The following is a 22,327-nucleotide window of genomic DNA, read 5'->3' as shown; positions in this document are numbered from 1 at the left end:
CCGGCATGGCGCTGGACACCGCGGATCTTAAGGCGCTGGTAGCAACCGCGTCGGAGATTCTCGATGTCGCGGCGGAGCCGTTCCTGGCCGGCCACCGCGCCGACTCGGCTGTCCGCAAGGGCGGCAATGACTTCGCCACCGAGGTCGACCTGGCCCTGGAACGGCAGATCACCGAGGCCCTGGTGTCCGCCACCGGAATCGGAGTGCACGGCGAGGAATTCGGCGGCCCCCCGATCGATTCCCCGTTGGTCTGGGTGCTTGACCCCATCGACGGGACTTTCAACTACGCGGCGGGATCGCCGATGGCTGCCATGCTGCTCGGACTGCTGTGCGACGGCGAACCGGTCGCCGGGCTGACGTGGCTGCCGTTCGCCGGCCAGCGCTACACCGCTTTTGCCGGTGGACCATTGATCCGCAACGGGGTACCCCAGCCGCGGCTGCAGACCGCCGACCTTGCCCACTCCCTGGTGGGGATCGGCACTTTCAACGTGGAGTGGCGAGGCAGACTGCCCGGTCGTTACCGACTCGCGGTGCTCGAAGGCCTGACTCGGGTGACCTCACGGACCCGGATGCACGGTGCCACCGGGATCGACCTGGCCTACGTCGCAGACGGAACACTGGGCGGTGCAATCAGTTTCGGCGACCACATCTGGGACCACGCCGCCGGAGTGGCCATGGTGCGCGCGGCCGGCGGTGTCGTCTCCGATCTGTCCGGAGAACCGTGGACGGCGCGATCGGAATCAACGCTGGTCGCCGCACCGGGCGTGCACGAACAGATCGTGGACATCCTCAAGCAAGTCGGCGCACCGGGGGACTACTGATAATGGAACCGATCCACAAGCACAGCGATGTGGCGGTACGGGTCATTCCGTGTCTGGACGTCGACGGAGGCCGGGTTGTCAAGGGTGTCAACTTCGCGAACCTGCGCGATGCCGGCGACCCGGTCGAGTTGGCCGCGGCCTATGACGCCGAGGGTGCCGACGAGCTGACCTTCCTCGATGTCACGGCATCGTCATCGGGTCGCGCCACCATGCTTGAGGTGGTGGCGCGCACCGCCGATCAGGTCTTCATTCCGCTCACCGTGGGTGGCGGGGTGCGCACGGTAGCCGACGTCGATGTACTGCTGCGGGCCGGCGCGGACAAGGTGTCGGTGAACACCGCTGCCATCGCCCGTCCGGAACTCTTGGGAGAACTGTCCCGTCAGTTCGGTTCGCAGTGCATTGTCCTTTCGGTCGACGCCCGTACGGTCCCCGCCGGTTCGGCGCCGACCGCCTCCGGATGGGAGGTCACCACCCACGGCGGCCGGCAGGGAACGGGCATTGATGCCGTCGAGTGGGCGGTCCGGGGCGTCGAACTCGGCGTGGGGGAGATCCTGCTGAATTCGATGGATGCCGACGGCACCAAGGCGGGATTCGATCTGGCCATGTTGCGTGCGGTTCGCGCCGCGGTGAGCGTGCCGGTGATCGCCAGCGGGGGAGCCGGTGCGGCTGAGCATTTCGCGCCCGCGGTGGCTGCAGGTGCCGATGCGGTCTTGGCCGCCAGTGTGTTTCATTTCCGGGAGCTGACCATCGGCCAGGTGAAGGCTGCGATGTCGGCCGAGGGCATCGTGGTGCGATGAGGAGGGGCGGCCGACGATGACACAACTGGATCCGGCTATCGCTGCCCGCCTCAAGCGCAATGCCGACGGGTTGTTTGCCGCGGTGGTTCAGGAACAGGGCAGCGGCGACGTGCTCATGGTCGCCTGGATGGACGACGATGCGCTGGCCCGCACTCTGGAAACCCGTGAGGCGACCTATTTTTCGCGCTCGCGCAATGAGCAGTGGATCAAGGGCGCGACGTCCGGCCACACTCAGTACGTCCGTTCGGTGCGCTTGGACTGCGACGGCGACACCGTTCTGCTGACGGTCGATCAGGCTGGGGGCGCCTGCCACACCGGCGACCACAGCTGCTTCGACGCCGACCTGTTACTGGGCCCCGCGGACTGATTCGGTGGCCGTGGCCGGGTGGCACCGGGCCTGACCCCTTCACGCAATTGGCCGGCGCCCCGGCCGAATCGCTGTTCACAAATCCAGCTGCGGCCTCGCGCTAATCGCTTCACCATGTGAATGTTCGGCCGTTGGCGCTGACGCAATCGCCGAATGAACGTGCTAGTCCAGCGTGAAATCTTCAGTGCTGCAGCGACTTACAGGAAGCCGAAGAATTAATCTTCCTTAACGTCAATTAATCGCTATATAGTGTCACGCGTGACGGCGGACCAAGCGAAGATCATGAGTCAGCGCGTTGACGTCCAGGCCGCCGCCATCTACGCGCGCATTTCTGCGGACATGGAGCGGTTGAACTATCGCCATACCGAGGCTCAAGAGCAGGAACTCTCCGAGCTGTCTGCACTGATCCACCGCAGCGAGGCACGGATCGCCACCCTCGGAGATCAAGTCGATAAGTCCCGGCATGAGCTCGCGACCACCTCGGCGCAGTACACCGAACTCGCGCGAGCAATCCCCGGAGACATTGCCGACCTCAGTGATCAGCTGACGTCGATCCTCTCGTCGGCGGCAGCCGAAGCCGAACGGATTCGCAACGACGCTCATGACCGCGCCTCCGAAATCCTCGCGGAGGCACAAAAGGAACATGAGACTGTGGTCGCGATGCGCGCCTGCCTGGAGGAGCAGGCCAGCCAAGTCGAGGCAGGCTTTGCAAGCCTGCGTCAGCAGGCCAGCCACGAGGCTGCCGACATAGTTCGCGAGGCCGAGCGGACAGCGGCGGAGCTGCTGGCCCAGGTTCGGCTTGATATCGAAGCGCAGCAGGCGGCTGCCCAGGCCAAGCTGCAGGAACTCATGAAGGTCCGCTCGATCATCACCGAACAGCTGCGGGACTTCTACATCAAGTTCAACGAGCTGGACCAGGCCGCCGAGCCGATCGGCCAGGTGCGGGCAGTGACCGTAGCCTCGCACCGGGTTCGCGACTCGGAGCGCGACGAGGCCTGGGATGCCCGGCTTCAGCAGCTCCTGCCGACGAATCTGCTGGTGCCGACCACTGCAGACCCCCAACTCCCCGATGAAACAGAACCCCGCTAGGAGTCTTCGACCATGAGCACAGCGCTTTCCGTGTACGAACCAGAACTCCCCACCTTCACCACACAACTCCGCGGCCTCGATCGCAGCCAGGTGACGGACTACATCCAGCAATTGCACCAAGAGCTCGACACTCTCAAAGGGCGCATCCCAGCCCTTGAGGGTCAGCTCTCGGAGGCCCAGCGCGACCTTGCCAACACCGACGACGACCGGACCCGGCTGCGCGCTGAGATTGAGGCGCTGCGCGGTGACATCGCCCGGCTGTCCGGCCCGATTGATTCGGTGGAGGGCATGTCCGACCGAATCGCACGCATGATGCGGGTCGCCTCCGATGAGGCGCGGCGCACCAAGGCCATGGCGGAAGAAGAGGCCGAAGCGCTCACCCGCCACCTGCGCGACGAGCTCGAGGCCGCTCGCCAGGACCGCGCAGCAGCCAGTGCCGCGTTGGCCGAACTTCAGGAGTCGACCTCGCTGCGCCGCGAGCAGATCCTGACCGAGGCCAAAGCCGAGGCCGAAGAGCTGCTGGTGGCCGCGCAGGCCGAATGCGCTCGCCTGATCAGTGAGACCGAGGAAGCCGAGCGTGCGCGCCGGGAGTCAGCGCAGCGACTCGCTGATGAAGACGAGCGGCGGCGCCGCGAGAGCGAGCGCCGTCGACGCGAGAGCGAGCGCGAGCTGTCCAAGCAGGTGAGTGCGGCGTGGGAACAGGCGCAGACCCAGATTGCCAACACCGAAAAGGACAGCCGGCTCAAGGCGGCAGCGCTGATCGCCACCGCAGAGCGTGAAGCCAAGCTGATCATGGAGCGCACCGATGCCGAGGTCATGCAGCTGATTCACGTTCGCGGGGACGTGGTCGGTGCGCTCAGTGAGATCCAGAGCCGGATCGAATCCGCCATCCGCCGCGACCGGATGAGCGTGGTCAAGCGATCAGACTCGGAGCAGGCCTGAGCCTGGTCGCTGAGCAAATCTCCGGTGTGGGTGCTTGACGATTCCAGCAGCTGCTTGCGAACGCGGCGTCCGGCCCAGAGTGAGCCCCCACCAGCAAATTAATTAAATTAACCTTGGCGCCTATTAGTTGCAGCTTATTGAGGATGGTGGCCGATCCTCTAACTCACGGAGCAAATGTAATCCGTGATACCGGCCGCGGATGCCCGAGCTGCCTTACTTCGACCTCCTGATCGATGATCGTCCTGCCCGTGGCGAACTGAGCCAACTGTGGGAAGACCAAGTGCACTGGGGCTACTGGGAGACACCCAACAGCGCCGATGGCACCCTGGCCGACTACGTCGCAGCCATGGAGCTGATGAACGGGGTGCTCCTGGGGGCCGGAAGGGTCGCAGACGGGCAGACGCTGCTGGATGTGGGCAGCGGATTCGGCGGGACCATCCGGCAGATCAATGCCACGCATTCCGACATGGCTCTCACTGGCCTGAATATCGACCCGCGCCAGCTGTCCGCCGCTGCAGCCGTGAGCACACCTGCCGCCGGCAACACCATCGCCTGGTTCGAAGGTGACGCGTGCCGGTTGCCGTTCGAGGACAACTCTTTTGATCGAATCCTGGCCGTCGAATGTATCTTCCACTTCCCGTCTCGGGAGAAGTTCCTCGTCGAGGCCGCGCGAGTACTCAAGCCAGGCGGCTACCTAGCCGTGTCGGACTTCGTGCCGATCGCGATGTTCTTCGGCAAGACTCCGATCTGGATGGCGATCCGCAGCCGGATCGCCAAGTCCTACGGGACGCTCGGCAGTGTCCCGTTGCGGTCCTACAAGAGCATGGGCACACGCGCCGGACTACGCCTCGAGTCCTCGCGCAACATCCGGAAACAGACATTTCCCACGTACCCGTTCCTGCTGAAATTCTTCCGCGCGCACGAGTCAGCGGACATTCGCAAGACCATGCTCGTCGGTACCCGGTGGATGAACCGGTTGTCCCGGCTCGGACTTCTTCAGTACCAGGTCTACACGTTTCGCAACCCCGAATGACCCTCTGCCGCTAGGCAGTACGTCGCGCGCGCAGCACCTCCAGAGCCTTGTCGGCATGGGCGTCCATGGAGAACTCACTGGAGATCACGTCCAGCACCCTGCTATCGGTGTCGATGACGAAGGTGGTCCGCTTCACCGGGATGAGCCGGCCCAGCATGCCTCGCTTGACACCGAACTGGGTGGCCACCGCACCGTCGGCGTCGGAGAGCAGGGGATAGTCGAAACCCTGTTGTTCGGCGAACTTGGCCTGCTTGGCCACCGCGTCGGCGCTGATGCCGACCCGGGTGGCCCCGACGGCGGCGAACTCGCCGGCCAGGTCGCGGAAGTGGCAGGCCTCCTTGGTGCAGCCCGGCGTCATGGCCGCCGGGTAGAAGAACAGCACCACCGGCCCCTGGGTCAACAGTTCGCTGAGCCGGCGCGGGGCCCCAGTCTGATCGGGGAGCTCGAAGTCGGCCACGGTGTCACCGGTTTTCATGGCGGCCAGGCTACTCCGGCAACCGACGTGGTGGCGGGGATAGGGCTGAGCGTGCCCCCGGCGCTGGTTCTGGGAAGATGTGGGCGTGCAAACCACGAGCACTTCTAGGGCCGGGGTCACCTCCCGGGAGGACTTCCGTGCACTGGCGGCTGAGCACCGGGTGGTCCCGGTAACTCGCAAGGTGCTGGCGGACGCCGAGACGCCGCTGTCGGCATACCGCAAGCTGGCGGCCAATCGCCCCGGCACCTTCCTGCTGGAGTCGGCCGAGAACGGGCGATCGTGGTCACGATGGTCGTTCATCGGCGCAGGCACTACGTCGGCGCTGACGGTGCGCGAGGGCAACGCGGTGTGGCTGGGAGCGGCCCCACAGGGCGCACCCACCGGGGGAGACCCGCTCCAGGCCCTGCGCGACACGCTGACCCTGTTGGAGACGGCCGCCATCCCAGGGCTGCCACCGCTGTCGAGCGGGCTGGTGGGCTTTTTCGCCTACGACATGGTGCGCCGGCTCGAGCGCCTGCCGGAGCTGGCCATTGACGACTTGGCGCTGCCCGACATGCTGTTGTTGCTGGCCACCGATATGGCCGCCGTCGACCACCACGAGGGCACCATCACCCTGATCGCCAACGCGGTGAACTGGAACGGCACCAGCGAACGCGTCGATGCCGCCTACGACGACGCGATCGCGCGGCTGGACGTGATGACCGCGGCGCTGGCGCAGCCGCTGGAGTCCAGTGTGGCCACCTTCGAGCGGCCCGCGCCGGTCTACCGCGAACAGCGCACCCCCGAGGAATACGGGGAGATCGTCGAGCGGCTGGTCGGGGAGATCGAGGCCGGTGAGGCCTTTCAGGTGGTTCCCTCGCAGCGTTTCGAGATGACGACCTCGGCAGACCCGCTCGATGTCTACCGAATGCTGCGGGTGTCCAATCCGAGCCCCTACATGTACCTGCTGCAGGTCCCCGACGACGCCGGCGATCTGGCGTTTTCGATTGTGGGTTCCAGTCCCGAGGCGTTGGTGACCGTTCAGGACGGTCGCGCCACCACGCACCCGATCGCGGGAACCCGGTGGCGGGGTGCCACCGAGGAGGAAGACCAGCTGCTGGCCAAGGATCTGCTGAACGACGAGAAGGAGATCGCCGAGCACCTCATGCTGGTCGACCTGGGCCGCAACGACCTGGGCCGGGTATGCATTCCAGGCACCGTGCGGGTCTCGGACTACAGCCACATCGAGCGCTACAGCCACGTCATGCACTTGGTGTCCACGGTGACCGGAGAGCTGGCTCAGGACCGGACCGCACTGGATGCGGTGACGGCGTGCTTTCCGGCCGGCACCTTGTCCGGGGCGCCCAAAGTACGAGCCATGGAGCTGATCGAGGAGGTCGAGAAGACCCGTCGCGGCCTCTACGGCGGTGTCGTGGGCTATCTGGACTTCGCGGGCAACGCTGACTTCGCGATCGCCATCCGCACCGCTCTGATGCGCGATGAGACGGCCTATGTCCAGGCCGGTGGCGGCGTCGTCGCCGATTCCAACGGCCCCTACGAATACACCGAGGCCTCCAACAAGGCCCGCGCGGTGCTGGCGGCGATCGCGGCCGCTGAATCGCTGTTGCCGCCGGGGACCGATGGCTGAGGGCGAAGGCCGTCCTCACAACCGCGCGTTGCGGGCGGCTCAGCTGCTGCTGGTGGTGGCCGCCGGCGGCCTCTGGGGCGCGTCGCGCCTGCCCTGGGTGGTGATCGACTCATCCGACGGGCTTGGGCAGCCCAAACAGATCACGGTCAGCGGGGCGCAGTGGTCGACGGCGCTGGTGCCCCTGGCGCTGCTGTGTCTGGCTGCCGCTGTGGCGGCCATGGCGGTGCGCGGCTGGCAATTGCGGGTGTTGGCGGTGGTCCTGGCCGTGGTCAGCCTGGCGAGCGGCTATCTGGCCATCAGCGTGTGGGTGGTCCGCGATGTCACGTTGCGGGCCCTGGACATCGCCGAGGTCCCGCTGACGTCGCTGCTGAGCACGCAGCGCCATCTCACCGGAGCGGTGGTGAGCCTGGCCGCAGCCCTGTGCACACTGGCCGCGGCGGTCCTGTTGATGCGTACTGCCTCCCATCGCGCTGGCGCCGTCACCAGATACGCCGCGCCCGCTGCGCGCCGCGCGCGGGCGCAAGAGCTCGAACTCGGGGGCAAGGATGACCCGGAGATCTCGGAGCGAATTATGTGGGATGCCCTCAACGAGGGCCGCGACCCCACCGGCGATCCGGATGACCGGGCTACCGGCCCGGACGGCGAGGGCCGGTGACACCGCGGGCAGCGACAGTCGTTACCCTTCGATAAAGGTCTTCGACGAAGGTCCGCTCGGACGCAGGAGAGGAAACGGCAGGCATGACTTCGGCATCCGTCCTCGACTCCATCATCGAAGGAGTCTGCGCCGACCTTGCCGTCCGAGAGGCTGCCGTGCCCCTGGCGGAGGTCAAAGCCGCCGCCGAGGCCATGCCACCACCTCGCGACGTGATGGCGGCGCTGCGTGAGCCCGGCATCGCGGTGATCGCAGAAGTCAAGCGGGCCAGCCCGTCCAAGGGTCAGCTGGCACCCATCGCCGACCCGGCGGATCTGGCCAGCGCGTATGCCGACGGCGGGGCCCGGGCTATCAGTGTCTTGACCGAGCAGCGCCGGTTCAACGGGTCGCTGGCCGACCTGGACGCCGTGCGTGCCGCCGTGTCAATTCCGGTGCTGCGCAAGGACTTCATCGTGCGGCCGTACCAGATTCATGAGGCCCGCGCGCACGGCGCGGACATGCTGCTGCTGATCGTGGCGGCACTGGAGCAACAGGCATTGGAATCGATGCTGGACCGCACCGAGTCGCTGGGCATGACCGCTCTGGTCGAGGTGCACACCGAGCAAGAGGCTGACCGGGCACTGACCGCCGGGGCCAAGGTGATCGGCGTCAACGCGCGTGACCTGACCACGCTGGAGGTCGACCGCGACTGCTTCGCGCGCATCGCGCCCGGACTGCCCACCGAGGTGGTCAAGATCGCCGAGTCCGGGGTGCGCGGGACCGCCGACCTGCTGGCGTACGCCGGTGCCGGTGCGGACGCCGTCCTGGTTGGCGAGGGACTGGTCACCAGTGGTGATCCGCGGGCCGCCGTTGCCGATTTGGTCAGTGCGGGTAAGCATCCGTCCTGCCCGAAGCCGGCCCGCTAGATGTCAGACACCCCGAACTCGAGCTTCCCGCGTGCCAGCGCCGGAATTGCCGAGCCGTCCCGTCACGAGCCCGATGCCCGCGGGCACTTCGGCGTCTACGGAGGCCGCTACGTCGCCGAAGCGCTGATGGCGGTCATCGAAGAGGTCACCGCGGCGTACGACAAAGTGCGCAACGACCGGGAGTTCCTGGACACCCTCGACAACCTGCAGACGCACTACACCGGTCGGCCCTCACCGCTGTATGAGGCCGAGCGCCTGACTGCGCACGCCGGGGGAGCCCGCATCTTTTTGAAGCGGGAAGACTTGAACCACACCGGTTCTCACAAGATCAACAACGTGCTGGGTCAGGCGCTGTTGGCCCGGTACATGGGTAAAACCCGGGTGATCGCCGAGACCGGTGCCGGCCAGCACGGCGTTGCCACCGCCACCGCCTGCGCGCTGCTCGGGCTTGAGTGCGTGATCTACATGGGCGCCGTCGACACCCGTCGCCAGGCACTGAACGTGGCTCGGATGCGGCTGCTCGGCGCCGAAGTGGTCTCGGTCGAATCAGGTTCGCAAACCCTCAAAGACGCCATCAACGAGGCCTTCCGCGACTGGGTCACCAACGCCGACCGCACCTACTACTGCTTCGGCACCGCAGCCGGGCCGCACCCGTTCCCGGCCATGGTTCGCGATTTCCAGCGGATCGTCGGGCTGGAGACACGGGTGCAGATCCAGCAGATGGCCGGTGGGCTGCCCGACGCGGTGGTGGCGTGCGTGGGCGGCGGCTCCAACGCCATCGGCATCTTCCACGCGTTCATCGACGACCCTGCGGTTCGCCTTGTCGGTTTCGAAGCCGGCGGCGACGGCGTGGACACCGGGCGGCACGCGGCGACCTTCGCGGGCGGATCACCGGGTGCCTTCCAGGGTTCGTTCTCCTATCTGCTGCAGGACGACGACGGCCAGACCATCGAGTCGCACTCGATCTCGGCCGGCCTGGACTATCCGGGGGTGGGTCCCGAACACGCCTGGCTGCGTGAGACCGGCCGCGCCGAGTACCGACCGATCACCGATACCGAGGCAATGGACGCCTTCGGAATCCTTTGTCGCACTGAGGGGATCATTCCCGCGATCGAGTCCGCGCACGCGGTGGCCGGCGCCCTGAAGCTAGCCGCTGAGCTGGGGCCCGGAAAGGTGATCGTGGTCAACGTGTCCGGCCGCGGAGACAAAGATGTAGAGACCGCGGCCAAGTGGTTCGGGCTGCTCGACGAGACGGGGGGAGCTTCGTGAGCTCCCACGCCGGCGATCGGCTGGCCCCGCTGTTCGACGCGTGCCGGGCCGAAGGCCGCGCTGCACTGATCGGGTACCTACCGACCGGTTATCCGGACGTACCGGGCTCGATCGCCGCGCTGACCGCCCTGGTCGACGCCGGTTGTGACCTGATCGAAGTCGGTGTGCCGTACTCCGACCCGGGGATGGACGGCCCCACCATCGCACGCGCCACCGAAATTGCCCTACAGGGCGGAGTGCGGGTACGCGACACGTTGGCCGCGGTTGAGGCCATCGCCAACGCCGGCGGACGCGCCGTGGTGATGACGTACTGGAATCCGGTGCTGCGCTACGGCGTCGACGCGTTCGCCCGCGATCTCGCGGCAGCGGGTGGACTGGGTTTGATCACCCCTGACCTGATCGTCGACGAAGCCGACGACTGGCTGGCCGCCTCCCAAGCGCACGCGCTGGACCGAATCTTTCTGGTGGCACCGTCCTCGACGCCACAACGCCTTGCCGAGACCGTCAAGGCGACCAGCGGGTTCGTCTACGCCGCTTCGACCATGGGTGTCACCGGTGCCCGCAACACAGTGTCGAACGCCGCGCCCGAACTGGTGGCCAGGGTGCGCCAAGTCTCCGACATCCCCGTCGGAGTTGGGCTGGGTGTGCGATCGGGCGCACAGGCCGCCGAGATCGGCGCCTACACCGACGGCGTCATCGTCGGTTCGGCGCTGGTCACCGCGCTCGCCGATGGGCTGACCGAACTGCGGTCGTTGACTCAAGAACTCGCTGCCGGTGTGCGTCACAAGGTTTCAGCGCCATGACCCTGGATTGGCTGACGTATTTCCCCAGTCCTGCCCGCGGCGTCTGGCACCTGGGTCCGGTGCCGATTAGGGCCTACGCCCTGTGCATCATCATTGGCATCGTCGCCGCCCTGCTGATCGGCGATCGCCGGTGGCGGGCCCGTGGCGGTGAGCCGGGCGTCATCTATGACATCGCGTTGTGGGCCGTGCCGTTCGGTCTGATCGGTGGGCGGCTCTACCACCTGATGACCGACTGGCGGACCTACTTCGGCGAGGGCGGTGTCGGCTGGGAAGCAACGCCGCGGATCTGGGACGGCGGTCTGGGAATCTGGGGCGCGGTGGCACTGGGCGGGGTTGGCGCCTGGATCGGCTGCCGCCGCCATGGCATCCCGCTACCGGCGTTCGGCGACGCGGTCGCCCCCGGAATCGTGTTGGCGCAGGCCATCGGCCGTATCGGCAATTACTTCAACCAGGAGCTCTACGGCCGGGAGACCACGCTGCCCTGGGGCCTGGAGATCTTCTGGCGCGAGGATGCCGCGGGGGTGCGCGATCCCCACCTGCTCGACGGCGTCTCCACCGGCGAGCTGTACAAGATCGTTCAGCCGACGTTCCTGTACGAATTGCTCTGGAATCTCGTGGTGTTCGTGGTGCTGATCTACGTCGACCGGCGTTTCCGCATGGGACACGGACGGTTGTTCGCGCTCTATGTGGCGGGCTACTGCATCGGCCGGTTCGGCATCGAGTTGCTCCGTGACGACGCTGCGACCCATATCGCCGGAATCCGGGTCAACTCGTTCACCTCCACCTTCGTGTTCATTGGCGCGGTGGTATACCTCCTGCTCGCAGCCAAGGGGCGCGAGGATCCCGAGGCCATTCGCCGCGGGTGGCAACCCGAGGACAGCGGCGAGCAGGAGCTGGCGGTGGAGTCAGAGGAGACGGCTGAGCCGGGTGCTGAGCCCGACGGCGAAGCACCCGATGAGCGTGACGAATCCGACACCCTTGAAGTGGCTGCGGCAGGAGTCGAACCGCCCGGCGACGACGAGCCCAGCGAAGTCACGTCCGACGAGGACGAGCCAGCCGCCACGGCCGAGGACGACGAATCGGACGCGCAGGCCGAGATCGCGCAGACCGAGGTCGAGCCGGTTCAGGCCGATCCCGATGAGGCAGTGCCGGGTGAGGAGTCCGAACAGCCCGACACCGCCGACGCGGATTCCGAGCCCGAGCCCGACAGCGACGATTCGCCGGAGGTCGAGGCCGCCGACGACGACACCACTGATCCCGCCGAACCCCCGGCCGACGACACGGCAGATGACACGGCCGACGCCGAGGGCGAAGCTGGTGTCATCGACGAAGAATCGGACGGCGCCGATGGCGAATCGGATGCCTCCCAGGACGCTGAACAGCGCGGATAGCCAGTCGGCCGCCAGCTCCGGTATTTCTGGCATGCTGCAGTCATGAGCGATCCGTCGTGGCCCCCACCGGGTCCACACGGCGGGTGGCAGCCCTATCCGCCACCGCCCGGCTATCCGAGTGCGTGCCCGGGCTACCCGGACGCGTGGGCGCCCTATGGGCGGCATCCGGTGACCGGGCAGCCGTACTCGCCGAAGTCGAAGGTCACCGCCGCCCTGTTGCAGCTGCTGGGGTTCTTCGGCTTCCTTGGGTTCGGCCGGATGTATCTGGGCCAGACTGGTCTGGGGTTGGTGCAGCTGCTGATCGGTGTGCTGGCCACCATCACCACCTACGGGCTGGGGATCATCGTGCCGTTCGCGTGGGGTGTTATCGACGCCGTCTTGATACTGAGTGGACGGGTGCACGACAAGCAGGGCCGACTGCTGCGTGGCGGCACCTGATGTGGCCGCAGCAACCGTGTGTCACATGGATTTTCTTTGACCGCAACCATTCCTGAGGAAGACAGCTCAGCCGGCCCGACTATGCTGGCGCTGTGAATAGACGCGGAAAGATCGTCTGCACTCTCGGTCCTGCGACCCACTCCGCGGAGATGGTCCGGGCACTGGTCGACGCGGGCATGGATGTGGCTCGCCTCAACTTCAGCCACGGTGAGCACGCAGACCACCAGGCTTCCTACGAGTGGGTGCGCGCCGCCTCGGACGCGACCGGGCGCGCAGTCGGTGTGCTCGCCGATCTTCAGGGCCCCAAGATCCGGTTGGGCCGCTTCGCAGATGGCCCGGTCTACTGGGCGAACGGCGAGACGGTGCGCATCACCGTCGAAGACTGCCCCGGCGACCACGACCGGGTTTCCACCACCTACAAGAAGCTGGCGGCCGACGCGGCTCCGGGCGACCGCGTGCTAGTCGATGACGGCAAGGTCGGGCTGGTGGTCGAGCACATCGATGGCGATGACGTGGTGTGCAGCGTCACCGAGGGCGGTCCGGTCAGCAATCACAAGGGCATGTCGCTGCCAGGCATGAAGGTGTCCGCTCCCGCGCTGTCGGAGAAGGACATCAGGGACCTAGAGTTCGCTCTCGAGCTCGGGGTCGACATTGTGGCGCTGTCGTTCGTGCGCTCACCGTCGGATGTTGAGCTGGTGCACGAGGTGATGGATCGGGTGGGACGCCGGGTCCCGGTGGTCGCGAAGCTGGAGAAGCCGGAGGCCATCGAGAACCTCGAGGCCGTGGTGTTGGCCTTCGATGCGGTGATGGTGGCCCGGGGCGACCTCGGTGTGGAGCTGGCTCTCGAAGAGGTGCCGCTGGTACAGAAGCGTGTCATCCAGGTGGCGCGCGAGAATGCGCGCCCGGTGATTGTGGCGACTCAGATGTTGGAGTCGATGATCGAGAACTTCCGGCCCACCCGGGCGGAGGCCTCCGATGTGGCTAACGCGGTGCTCGACGGCGCCGACGCGGTCATGCTCTCGGGGGAGACGGCGGTGGGCAAATATGCCCTGGACGCCGTGCGAACCATGAGCCGCATCATCTGCGCGGTGGAGCAGAACTCGACGGCGGCACCGCCGTTGACCCACGCGCCCCGCACCAAGCGCGGGGTGATCTCGTTCGCCGCGCGTGAGATCGGTGAACGCCTCGATGCCAAGGCGTTGGTGGCGTTCACCCAGTCCGGGGACACGGTGCGCAGGTTGGCGCGGCTGCACACGCCGCTGCCGTTGTTGGCGTTCACCGCGATGCCGGAGATCCGAAGCCAGTTGGCGATGACTTGGGGGACTGAGACATTCATCGTTCCGCAGGCTCACACCACCGACGGAATGATCCGCCAGGTGGACAAGGCACTGCTTGATCTGGGCCGCTACCAGCGCGGTGATCTGATGGTGATCGTCGCAGGTGCCCCCCCGGGAACCGAAGGCTCCACCAACATGATTCACGTGCACCGGATCGGGGAGGACGACATCTAGTGTCGTCCGAGCCGAATACGGATCTCGAAGAACTGCTGGCCGTACTGGATCTCACGGGTGTCGACGACGACGTTTTCGTCGGATCGCATCCCAGCAAGACGCCGATACGCACCTTCGGCGGTCAGCTGATGGCACAGTCGTTCGTCGCCTCCAGCCGCACGGTCGCCGGGCACCTTCCGCCTGGAGCGCTCTCGGTCCACTTCATCAACGGCGGCGACCCGGGTCGCGACATCGAGTTCCGGGTGCACCGGCTGCGCGATGAGCGCCGGTTCGCCAATCGCCGCGTTGATGCACTGCAGGGCGAGACGTTGATCGCCACGTCGATGGTGTCTTACCTGGCGGCCGGCAGCGGCCTGGAACACGCCGTGACGGCGCCCACTGTCGCCGAGCCGGAGACGTTGCCCAGGCTCGGTGAACTCCTGAGCGGTTATGAGGAGGTGGTGCCGGGCTTCGTCAATGCACCGCACCCGATCGAGTGGCGCTACAGCAACGACCCGGCCTGGGTGATGCGCAGCCAGGGCGGACGACTCGAACACAATCGGGTCTGGCTCAAGGCCGACGGCACCATACCCGACGATCCGGTCCTGCACACCGCGATGATGGTCTACTCATCGGACACCACGGTGCTGGATTCGATCATCACCACCCACGGGCTGTCGTGGGGCTTCGACCGGATCTTTGCCGCCAGCGCCAATCACACAGTGTGGTTTCACCGGCCGGTTCGGTTCGACGAGTGGGTGCTGTACGCGACGTCGTCACCGGTGGCCGCAGACTCGCGCGGATTGGGCACCGGGCACTTCTTCGACAGATCCGGGCAGGTTCTGGCGACAGTCACGCAAGAGGGTGTGCTGAAATATTTCCCCAGCACCAAACCCCAGCAAGCCGGAGGCTAGGCAGGCATCAGCCCGTTGTCGGTCTCCTCTTGGACCCGGGGGGCGTCGGCGCCGCTGCCGAAGGTGTTCTCGAAGTGCTCACGGAACCTCTCGGTGCATTCCTGCTGGGCTTCGGCGTCCGATCCGGCCTTAGTCATGCAGGCCACGTAGTCGCCGCCGCCGGCGGTCCGCCAGATCCCGACGTAGATGAAGATGCAGCCGATCCCAGCGATCACCGCCAGGGCACCCAGGACGATTCCGGCCAGCGCGACTCCGCCGTTATCGGCCTCTCCGCGCTTGGCTCGGCCGCGGCCGACGATTCCCAGCACCACGGCCACCAGGCCCAGCCCGACCCCGCCGATCACCGACAGTGCCGTCACGATGCCGGCGATGGCCACCACCAGGGCAGCGATGCCGGCGCCGTTGCGAAGTACCGGTGCGGGTGCCGGCGGGGGATAGCCGGGATATTGCCCGGGCGCCGGGTAGGAGTACGGGTAGGCCGGCGGAGGGGGGTAGCTGCCGCCGGCCGGGGGCCAGGAAGGTTGCGACTCAGGCGACAGCGAGGGCATGCCGGACTCAGGCATTGAGCAGACTCCAGATCAGAGCTTCAGTCAGGTGTCGAAACGGGTCAGGACCCACCCTACCCGCGACACGGCTTCGGGGCCGGGCGCTGTCTGGCGGCGGGCTATCCGGCAGACAGCGCGGCAGCGACTTTGTGCGATGCACCCCGGATCTTGAGTGCGGTGACGATCTCGACGAGCCCGATGACGATCAGCCAGCTGCCCACGACCAGAGCCAGCACCCACAGCGAGGCGAACGGCGAGGCCAACGTCACCAGACCGGCGAGCAGGCTGACCGCACCCATGAAGATCTGCCAGCCTCGGCCGGGCAGATCCGGGTCGCTGATGGCGGCGACGGTGGTGGCCACGCCACGGAAGATGAAGCCGACCGCGATCCAGATGGCCAGCAGCAGCACCGCCAGGGCCTCTTCGTCAGAGTTGAAGTGCCGGAAGCACAGGACCGCCAGAATCACCGACGCGGTACCGCTGAGGAACAACAGCACCCGTCCGCCGGCGGACATGACGGGCAGGCTGAACGCGAAGATCAGCTGGGCGATGCCGGTGACCACCAGGTAGACCCCGAAGAGCACCGCGGCAGCAAGGATGGTCCGGCCTGGCCAGACCAGGACCAGCACGCCCAACGCAAGGGCCAAGACACCAGAGACCAGTGTCGACTTCCACAGATTCGGCAGCAGATTCGAAACCGATGTTTCCATGGCCGAAGTCTGACACAGTTGCGCCGTTCCGGCCGGGTATTGACTGCCGCTCAGTAACTGGTGACGACGTCCTGGCTGTGGCGGTCGTAGACCTCGGTGAGGAACTGATCCACGGCGACCGCGGTGTGTGCGGCTCTCGGCGAGCCGAAGATGTCGAAAGCGTGCTGCGCCAAAGGCAACTCGGCATAGACCACCGGATTGCAGCTGACCTCTCGCAGCCGAGCGCTGAAGGCGCGGCCCTGTTCCACGGGCACCAAGGAATCATTCTGCCCATGCAGCACGAAAAAGGGCGGGGCCTCGGCAGAGATGTAGGTCATGGGAGAGGCGTCACGATAGGTGTCGGGGAACCGCCGGCGGCTCTGCTTGAACACGTACGCCCCCAGTGCCGGGGTCAAGAGCGGATGAAGACCGGTCTCCCCGGTGAAGTCGTAGATCCCGTAGAACGGAACCGCCGCCCGCACACTGGTGTCGGCGTCGGCGAATCCCGGCTGAAACCGCGGATCATTCGCGGTCAAGGCGGTCAGGGCACACAGGTGACCGCCTGCCGAGCCGCCGGTCACCGCCACCCAGTCCGGATCGCCGCCGTAGTCGGCGATGTGCGCTTTGGTCCAGGCCAGCGCCCGCTTGACGTCGATGATGTGGTCCGGCCAGGTGGACCGCGGACTCAGGCGATAGTTGATCGAGACACACACCCAACCTCGCTCCACCAGGTGTGCCATCAACGGATGCGCTTGGCCGCGTTTGCTTCCCACCATCCAGGCACCGCCGGGAACCTGGAGCAGCACCGGCGCCCGGCCGTCGCGGGGGAGGTCACGGTGCCGCCACACATCGAGGGTGTTGCGCCCGCCGTACTCCCCGTAGGCGATGTCGGAGTCGGTGGCGTAGTCCCGGTAGACCCGCATCATGCGCACCACCCCGGGCGCCTTCGCGATCTCAGCGTCAGGGCCGGGCCGCTTCCAAAGTCCGCTGCTGTCGGTACGGCGCGTAGCTCCGAGCTCGGCGTCCAGCGCCTCGGTCAGCGGCCGATTGCTGGTGCGCCCAGCATGGTTCAACCCCAGCAGGCCCAGCCACGAGATGGCCGACAGCAGCCAGCCGGCCCGGCGGGCCTGCGGTGAGAGCCACCGCGACAGCGACGCCATGGCTGTGGACTGAGCGGCGATCAGCTGCAGCGGCAGCTCCGAGGCGAACAGACCAAAGGCGAACGCATACAGCGACGGGTAGCCGCGTTTGGTCAGCGGGCGATAACCGTTGACGGTGGTCACCAGACCGGCCAGCGAGCCCAGCACAGCCCAAAGCCTTGTCATTGCGCTCCTCAGCGTTGTGAGACGACCCTTTTCGGCACCCTACCGAAGGCGGCCCAAGAGCCCGGTCAGCGCGCGGGAGTCACCGATAGAGAGCGGCTTGCCGTTCCGTGCGAGGCGACGGGCCGTGCGCCTACCAGAAACCAGGTGTGCATCATGCCCTTGCCCTTGACATCGACGTCTCCGCGTTCCTCGAACTCGAACTCGTCGTTGAGGCGGTCCTTGACGTCTTGGGGGACCTGAATGCGGTTTGCGACGCCGGTGGACTCCATGCGGGAGGCGAGGTTCACCGCGTCACCCCACACGTCGTAGAAGAAGCGGCGATTGCCGACCACCCCGGCTACCACCGGCCCGGTGGCCAGTCCGATCCGCAACGACACCGGCCGACCCAGCGGGTCGCGCAACTCGGCAACGGTGGCGGCGATGTCGAGTGCCAGCCGTGCCAGCGCGTTCAGGTGGTCCGGCCGTGGGTCGGGAACGCCACTGACCACCATGTAGGAGTCGCCGCTGGTTTTGATCTTCTCCAGGCCGTGCTGGTCAACCAGGCTGTCCAAACCGGTGTAGAGCTCATTGAGGAACCCGACCAGTTGGCCCGGGTCGGTCTGGCTGGCCCGCCGGGTGAAGTCGGCGATGTCGGCGAACAGCACTGAGGCGTCCGGGTAGCTGTCGGCGATCACGTCGATCGCCGGGTTCTTCAGCCGTTCGGCGACAGCCGTGGACAGGATATTGGCCAAGAGGGCCTCGGAACGCTCGTATTCGGCTTCCATGGCCGTTTCGGCATGAGCGATCTCGCGCAGCGCGAACCACACGGTGGCCACCACCATGAAGCAGGCCGAGATGACGACCAGCACAAACGACAGGTTGTGCAGCCAGGGTGGTTGGTGCAGGTTGTCGGCCGGGACCAGGAATTGCAAGGCGATAGTCAGTGCTGCCCCGATGCCGGCCACGACCGCGGCCAACTTGATCCGGTCCACGCCGAGGATCAGCACACTGATGGAGGCCGCCGCCAGGAAGTAGAACTGGATGCCTGATCCGGTTCCCACCATCCAGCACACGATCGTGGTCGTCAGGTAGGCGATGCCGACAAAGGCCAGCGGCGCGATCAGCTCGCCGTAGTAGTAGAGCAGCGGTGTCAGCGCCAACGCGGCGGCCGCGACCAGGTTGATGGCGCCGATCCACCAGTAGGCGGGGTCGACCCAGATCTCCAGCACTGCCCATCCCGCGCTGATGAACGCGGCCAGGCCGGCAGCCAATTTGTGGATCCGAAGTCGCTGCGACCAGCGCGCCGCGTAGTGCCGTGTCCGGGCCGGTACGCAGTGCGAACGCCGGTACGGGGTCTGAGCCTCGGCCGGCACCGCAAGAAACCGCTTGACGGACACAACCGACAGCCTAATGCGCTGAGCAGGGATGTTGGCGGTTTCCGCAGGTAGGCGGCGTCCGACTAGGGTCACCGCTCATGGTGATGCGTTCTGTCGCGCTGTTCGTGTTGGCCGCCGTCGCAGAGATCGGCGGGGCCTGGCTGGTGTGGCAGGGGGTGCGCGAGCATCGTGGCCTGCTGTGGGCCGGGGCCGGGGTGATCGCACTGGGCCTCTATGGCTTCGTGGCCACCCTGCAGCCCGACGCACAGTTCGGCCGAATCCTGGCCGCCTACGGCGGAGTGTTCGTCGCCGGCTCTCTGGCGTGGGGCATGGCGTTCGACGGATTCCGGCCGGACCGCGCCGACATCGCGGGTGCGCTGATCTGTCTGATCGGGGTCGGCGTGATCATGTATGCCCCGCGATGAGCGGGCGTCAGCCCACGGGCTCGATGCCGGCTGGGGAGATCGCGAAGCCGCGTTCTGACGGGCTGACCGTGCAGGTCACGCCCGTTGCCTCCGAGCGGCAGGTGAACGGTCCGGCACCCGCGCTCTGGCCGAACGGAAGCGTCGGCTGATCGTAGGGCGGATCGGAGAGACACTCGACGTTGTCGCCGCAGATCGCCAACTCCCCGTCGGCGTCCATCGACACGTGCTGCGGCGGGTTCATCGACATGCAGTACGCCGAGTCGCGCAGCTCGCCACGGCGGTAGTTGATCTCGCAGCTCACTCCCGCCCGTGTCCCGAAGAATGGCACAAAGGGCAGCTGGCACGACTCGCAGTCGTCATTGTCGGATTCGCCCAAGGCGTCGATGAGGGGATCGCGTTGCAAAAGGTTGCCCCCGACGCCGCCGTCACGGCCGGGAGAGGCCTCCGACTGCACCCGGACCATGGGCGGGGCGTGCCCGGAGCGCTGCGAGTGATCCGAGGGCCAGAGGAGAAAGCAGATCGCCGCGCACAACAACGTCATCAGCGTCACCAGCACGGATTTCCTCAAGGGCCCTCCTCGGCTGCCGCGATCCCGGCGTGGCCGAGTCTAAGTTCGGTGAGGTCCCTTGGGGGCGACAATCGTGAACCCTTGGGGAGCAGGGGATGCCGGGGATTGGTTAGCGGCAGCGAGATAGCGCACGCAAGACACTGATCGACCGGTGCGCATAGTGCGTCCGGTGGCGGCCTGAAGGGGCCAATCTAGCGAAACTTGTGGTGCCCTCGGTGAGATTCGAACTCACACTGCACGGGTTTTGAATCCGTTTCCTCTGCCAGTTGGGATACGAGGGCCCAGCGCCGGTGCGCGGCTTCCTACCTTAGACGATGCCCCTCGGGGTTGCCCCAGGCGGCAGCCAGGACAGAATATGGGGCATGACCGAGCCCACGCCCGCCAGCAGCCCGCGCCCCACCCGACGGGTGGTGATCGCCGAGGACGAAGCGCTGATCCGGCTAGACCTCGCCGAGATGCTGCGCGAAGAGGGCTATGAGGTGGTGGGCGAGGCCGGTGACGGCCAGGAGGCCGTCGAGCTGGCCGAGCAGTTGCGTCCCGACCTGGTGATCCTGGATGTGAAGATGCCCCGCCGCGACGGCATCGACGCCGCGTCGGAGATCGCCGCCAAACGCATCGCGCCGATCGTCATCCTCACCGCCTTCAGCCAGCGCGATCTGGTGGAGCGGGCCCGCGACGCCGGCGCGATGGCCTACCTGGTCAAACCGTTCACCGCCGGTGACCTGGTTCCGGCCATCGAGCTGGCGGTCAGTCGCGCCGAGGAGATCACCGCCTTGGAACGCGAAGTCAGCACGCTGGCCGAGCAGCTGGCCACCCGCAAGCTCGTCGAGCGGGCCAAGGGTGTGCTGCAGACCGCGCATGGGCTCACCGAGCCCGAGGCCTTCAAGTGGATTCAGCGCGCGGCGATGGACAAGCGGACCACCATGCGACAGGTGGCCGAAGTGGTGCTGGAGAACGTCCAGGCCCCGGCCAAACCGCCGGCCTGAGCGGCACGCCACCGGCCCGGCTGGGCCCCGCTGTGCTGGTTCAACCAGTACGCTCGATGACGTGCAGCGCAGAATCATGGGCATTGAGACCGAGTTCGGTGTCACCTGCACCTTCCACGGCCATCGCAGACTGTCGCCCGATGAAGTGGCGCGCTATCTGTTCCGCCGGGTGGTGTCGTGGGGACGTAGCTCGAATGTGTTCTTGCGCAACGGGGCTCGGCTGTACCTCGATGTCGGCAGTCATCCCGAGTACGCCACCGCCGAGTGCGACAACCTGATTCAGCTGGTCACCCACGACCGGGCCGGCGAGCGGGTGCTCGAAGACCTGCTGATCGACGCCGAGCAGCGGCTTGCCGACGAGGGGATCGGCGGCGATATCTACCTGTTCAAGAACAACACCGACTCGGCGGGCAACTCCTACGGCTGCCACGAGAACTACCTGATCGTGCGGGCTGGGGAGTTCTCCCGGATCTCCGATGTGCTGCTGCCGTTCCTGGTCACCCGCCAGCTGATCTGCGGCGCCGGCAAGGTGCTGCAGACCCCCAAAGCCGCCACGTTCTGCCTGTCCCAACGAGCCGAGCACATCTGGGAGGGCGTCTCCAGCGCGACCACCCGGTCCCGCCCGATCATCAACACCCGCGATGAACCGCATGCCGACGCCGAGAAGTACCGGCGCCTGCACGTGATCGTCGGTGACTCCAACATGTCCGAGACCACCACCTTGCTCAAGGTGGGCAGTGCGGCGCTCGTGCTGGAGATGATCGAGGCCGGGGTGTCCTTCCGGGACTTCTCGCTGGACAACCCGATCCGGGCGATCCGCGAGGTCAGTCACGACATGACCGGCCGGCGGCCCGTGCGCCTGGCCGGTGGCCGCCAGGCCGGTGCCCTGGACATCCAGCGTGAGTACTACGGGCGCGCGGTGGAATACGTCCAGACCCGTGCCAGCAACCCGCAGCTTGAGCAGGTCATCGACCTGTGGGGCCGCCAGCTCGACGCCGTCGAGACGCAGGACTTCGCCAAGGTCGACACCGAGATCGACTGGGTGATCAAGCGAAAGCTGTTCCAGCGCTATCAGGACCGGTACAACATGGAGCTGTCCGATCCCAAGATCGCGCAGCTGGACTTGGCCTATCACGACATCAAACGCGGCCGCGGCGTGTTCGATCTGCTGCAGCGCAAGGGATTGGCCGCCCGCATCACCACCGACGAGGATGTCGACGAGGCCGTCGAGACCCCTCCCCAGACCACGCGCGCCAAGCTGCGCGGCGAATTCATCACCGCTGCACAGGCAGCCGGCCGCGACTTCACCGTCGACTGGGTGCACCTCAAGCTCAACGATCAGGCGCAGCGCACCGTGCTGTGCAAAGACCCGTTCCGGTCAGTCGACGAGCGGGTCAAGCGCCTGATCGCGAGCATGTGAC

The 22,327-nt window shown here is 66.6% G+C and carries 24 protein-coding genes and 1 tRNA gene; 18 read left to right on the top strand and 7 right to left on the bottom strand.

All coding sequences use genetic code 11. The annotated features are described in order from the left end of the window. Positions 1 to 5 precede the first annotated feature (5 nt). The 6 genes from BST15_RS04245 to BST15_RS04220 all read left to right on the top strand — a co-directional run bounded on the left by BST15_RS04245 (position 6) and on the right by BST15_RS04220 (position 5,049). Positions 6 to 821, top strand: a complete 816-nt coding sequence (locus BST15_RS04245) for an inositol monophosphatase family protein (RefSeq protein WP_046188245.1) — start codon at positions 6 to 8, stop codon at positions 819 to 821. 11 nt (positions 822 to 832) lie between these two features. Continuing rightward, on the top strand, positions 833 to 1,618 hold the full coding sequence (hisF, locus tag BST15_RS04240; protein WP_046188281.1) for an imidazole glycerol phosphate synthase subunit HisF: 786 nt from the start codon (positions 833 to 835) through the stop codon (positions 1,616 to 1,618). 16 nt (positions 1,619 to 1,634) lie between these two features. Then, on the top strand, positions 1,635 to 1,985 hold the full coding sequence (hisI, locus tag BST15_RS04235; RefSeq protein ID WP_046188246.1) for a phosphoribosyl-AMP cyclohydrolase: 351 nt from the start codon (positions 1,635 to 1,637) through the stop codon (positions 1,983 to 1,985). Positions 1,986 to 2,243: 258 nt separating this feature from the next. Further along, the gene (locus BST15_RS04230; protein WP_046188247.1) at positions 2,244 to 3,074 is read left to right on the top strand and encodes a coiled-coil domain-containing protein; all 831 of its coding nucleotides are present in this window, start codon (positions 2,244 to 2,246) and stop codon (positions 3,072 to 3,074) included. 12 nt (positions 3,075 to 3,086) lie between these two features. Further along, positions 3,087 to 4,016 carry a coiled-coil domain-containing protein gene (locus BST15_RS04225; protein WP_046188248.1) on the top strand — a complete coding sequence of 310 codons (930 nt, stop codon included), beginning with the start codon at positions 3,087 to 3,089 and terminating at the stop codon, positions 4,014 to 4,016. Positions 4,017 to 4,215: 199 nt separating this feature from the next. Further along, positions 4,216 to 5,049: a class I SAM-dependent methyltransferase gene (locus tag BST15_RS04220; protein WP_046188249.1), complete on the top strand. Its 834-nt coding sequence runs from the start codon at positions 4,216 to 4,218 to the stop codon at positions 5,047 to 5,049. A gap of 10 nt (positions 5,050 to 5,059) precedes the next feature. Here BST15_RS04220 and BST15_RS04215 read toward each other — a convergent pair whose 3' ends face one another. Continuing rightward, the gene (locus tag BST15_RS04215) at positions 5,060 to 5,524 is read right to left on the bottom strand and encodes a peroxiredoxin (RefSeq protein WP_046188250.1); all 465 of its coding nucleotides are present in this window, start codon (positions 5,522 to 5,524) and stop codon (positions 5,060 to 5,062) included. 85 nt (positions 5,525 to 5,609) lie between these two features. Between BST15_RS04215 and BST15_RS04210 the strand changes: the two genes are divergently transcribed. The 9 genes from BST15_RS04210 (at position 5,610) to BST15_RS04170 (ending at position 15,013) form a co-directional block, all read left to right on the top strand. Then, positions 5,610 to 7,151, top strand: coding sequence for an anthranilate synthase component I (locus BST15_RS04210; protein ID WP_046188282.1), 1,542 nt, complete (start codon positions 5,610 to 5,612; stop codon positions 7,149 to 7,151). Continuing rightward, positions 7,144 to 7,806 (top strand): TIGR02234 family membrane protein, encoded by a 663-nt coding sequence (locus tag BST15_RS04205; protein WP_046188251.1) that lies wholly within the window; start codon positions 7,144 to 7,146, stop codon positions 7,804 to 7,806. The genes BST15_RS04210 and BST15_RS04205 overlap by 8 nt, the downstream gene beginning before the upstream one ends. An 83-nt stretch (positions 7,807 to 7,889) precedes the next feature. After that, a complete protein-coding gene (gene trpC / locus BST15_RS04200) occupies positions 7,890 to 8,708 on the top strand; it encodes an indole-3-glycerol phosphate synthase TrpC (protein WP_046188252.1) in 819 nt (272 codons plus the stop codon). Continuing rightward, positions 8,709 to 9,977, top strand: a complete 1,269-nt coding sequence (gene trpB, locus BST15_RS04195) for a tryptophan synthase subunit beta (RefSeq protein WP_046188253.1) — start codon at positions 8,709 to 8,711, stop codon at positions 9,975 to 9,977. It begins immediately after the preceding gene. Further along, a complete protein-coding gene (trpA, locus tag BST15_RS04190; protein ID WP_046188254.1) occupies positions 9,974 to 10,780 on the top strand; it encodes a tryptophan synthase subunit alpha in 807 nt (268 codons plus the stop codon). The genes trpB and trpA overlap by 4 nt, the downstream gene beginning before the upstream one ends. Beyond that, positions 10,777 to 12,171: a prolipoprotein diacylglyceryl transferase gene (gene lgt / locus BST15_RS04185; protein WP_046686361.1), complete on the top strand. Its 1,395-nt coding sequence runs from the start codon at positions 10,777 to 10,779 to the stop codon at positions 12,169 to 12,171. The genes trpA and lgt overlap by 4 nt, the downstream gene beginning before the upstream one ends. 42 nt (positions 12,172 to 12,213) lie before the next feature. Beyond that, a complete protein-coding gene (locus BST15_RS04180; RefSeq protein ID WP_046188255.1) occupies positions 12,214 to 12,609 on the top strand; it encodes an NINE protein in 396 nt (131 codons plus the stop codon). A 92-nt stretch (positions 12,610 to 12,701) separates the two neighbouring features. After that, the gene (gene pyk / locus BST15_RS04175; RefSeq protein ID WP_046188256.1) at positions 12,702 to 14,120 is read left to right on the top strand and encodes a pyruvate kinase; all 1,419 of its coding nucleotides are present in this window, start codon (positions 12,702 to 12,704) and stop codon (positions 14,118 to 14,120) included. Continuing rightward, complete coding sequence (locus tag BST15_RS04170; protein ID WP_046188257.1) at positions 14,120 to 15,013, top strand: acyl-CoA thioesterase II; 894 nt, start codon at positions 14,120 to 14,122, stop codon at positions 15,011 to 15,013. The genes pyk and BST15_RS04170 overlap by 1 nt, the downstream gene beginning before the upstream one ends. Here the strand turns inward: BST15_RS04170 and BST15_RS04165 are convergent. The 4 genes from BST15_RS04165 to BST15_RS04150 form a co-directional block, all read right to left on the bottom strand. Beyond that, complete coding sequence (locus BST15_RS04165; protein ID WP_046188258.1) at positions 15,010 to 15,576, bottom strand: DUF4190 domain-containing protein; 567 nt, start codon at positions 15,574 to 15,576, stop codon at positions 15,010 to 15,012. The two genes, BST15_RS04170 and BST15_RS04165, sit on opposite strands and share 4 nt — an antisense overlap. Before the next feature lie 101 nt (positions 15,577 to 15,677). After that, complete coding sequence (locus BST15_RS04160) at positions 15,678 to 16,286, bottom strand: HdeD family acid-resistance protein (RefSeq protein WP_083070824.1); 609 nt, start codon at positions 16,284 to 16,286, stop codon at positions 15,678 to 15,680. Between the two features lie 32 nt (positions 16,287 to 16,318). Further along, positions 16,319 to 17,572: an alpha/beta hydrolase gene (locus tag BST15_RS04155; RefSeq protein ID WP_083070823.1), complete on the bottom strand. Its 1,254-nt coding sequence runs from the start codon at positions 17,570 to 17,572 to the stop codon at positions 16,319 to 16,321. Between the two features lie 65 nt (positions 17,573 to 17,637). Beyond that, positions 17,638 to 18,948, bottom strand: coding sequence for an adenylate/guanylate cyclase domain-containing protein (locus BST15_RS04150; RefSeq protein WP_083070822.1), 1,311 nt, complete (start codon positions 18,946 to 18,948; stop codon positions 17,638 to 17,640). Positions 18,949 to 19,025: 77 nt separating this feature from the next. Between BST15_RS04150 and BST15_RS04145 the strand changes: the two genes are divergently transcribed. Beyond that, on the top strand, positions 19,026 to 19,352 hold the full coding sequence (locus tag BST15_RS04145) for a YnfA family protein (protein ID WP_046188260.1): 327 nt from the start codon (positions 19,026 to 19,028) through the stop codon (positions 19,350 to 19,352). A gap of 7 nt (positions 19,353 to 19,359) precedes the next feature. On the opposite strand, the gene BST15_RS04140 is transcribed toward BST15_RS04145, so the two are convergent. Then, a complete protein-coding gene (locus BST15_RS04140) occupies positions 19,360 to 19,920 on the bottom strand; it encodes a hypothetical protein (RefSeq protein ID WP_131701177.1) in 561 nt (186 codons plus the stop codon). A 204-nt stretch (positions 19,921 to 20,124) separates the two neighbouring features. Next, positions 20,125 to 20,201: transfer RNA gene (locus BST15_RS04135), tRNA-Leu, on the bottom strand. Between the two features lie 81 nt (positions 20,202 to 20,282). Here BST15_RS04135 and BST15_RS04130 point away from each other — a divergent pair. Both BST15_RS04130 and pafA read left to right on the top strand, forming a co-directional pair. Beyond that, on the top strand, positions 20,283 to 20,906 hold the full coding sequence (locus BST15_RS04130) for an ANTAR domain-containing response regulator (RefSeq protein WP_046188261.1): 624 nt from the start codon (positions 20,283 to 20,285) through the stop codon (positions 20,904 to 20,906). A 61-nt stretch (positions 20,907 to 20,967) separates the two neighbouring features. Beyond that, the gene (gene pafA / locus BST15_RS04125) at positions 20,968 to 22,326 is read left to right on the top strand and encodes a Pup--protein ligase (RefSeq protein WP_109370710.1); all 1,359 of its coding nucleotides are present in this window, start codon (positions 20,968 to 20,970) and stop codon (positions 22,324 to 22,326) included. The last annotated feature ends 1 nt before the right edge of the window (position 22,327 follow it).

It is taken from the genome of Mycolicibacter arupensis, assembly GCF_002086515.1.
Classification (GTDB): domain Bacteria; phylum Actinomycetota; class Actinomycetes; order Mycobacteriales; family Mycobacteriaceae; genus Mycobacterium; species Mycobacterium arupense.
Note: the sequence above shows the minus strand (reverse complement) of the source record. Positions and strands in the feature narration are given on the sequence as shown.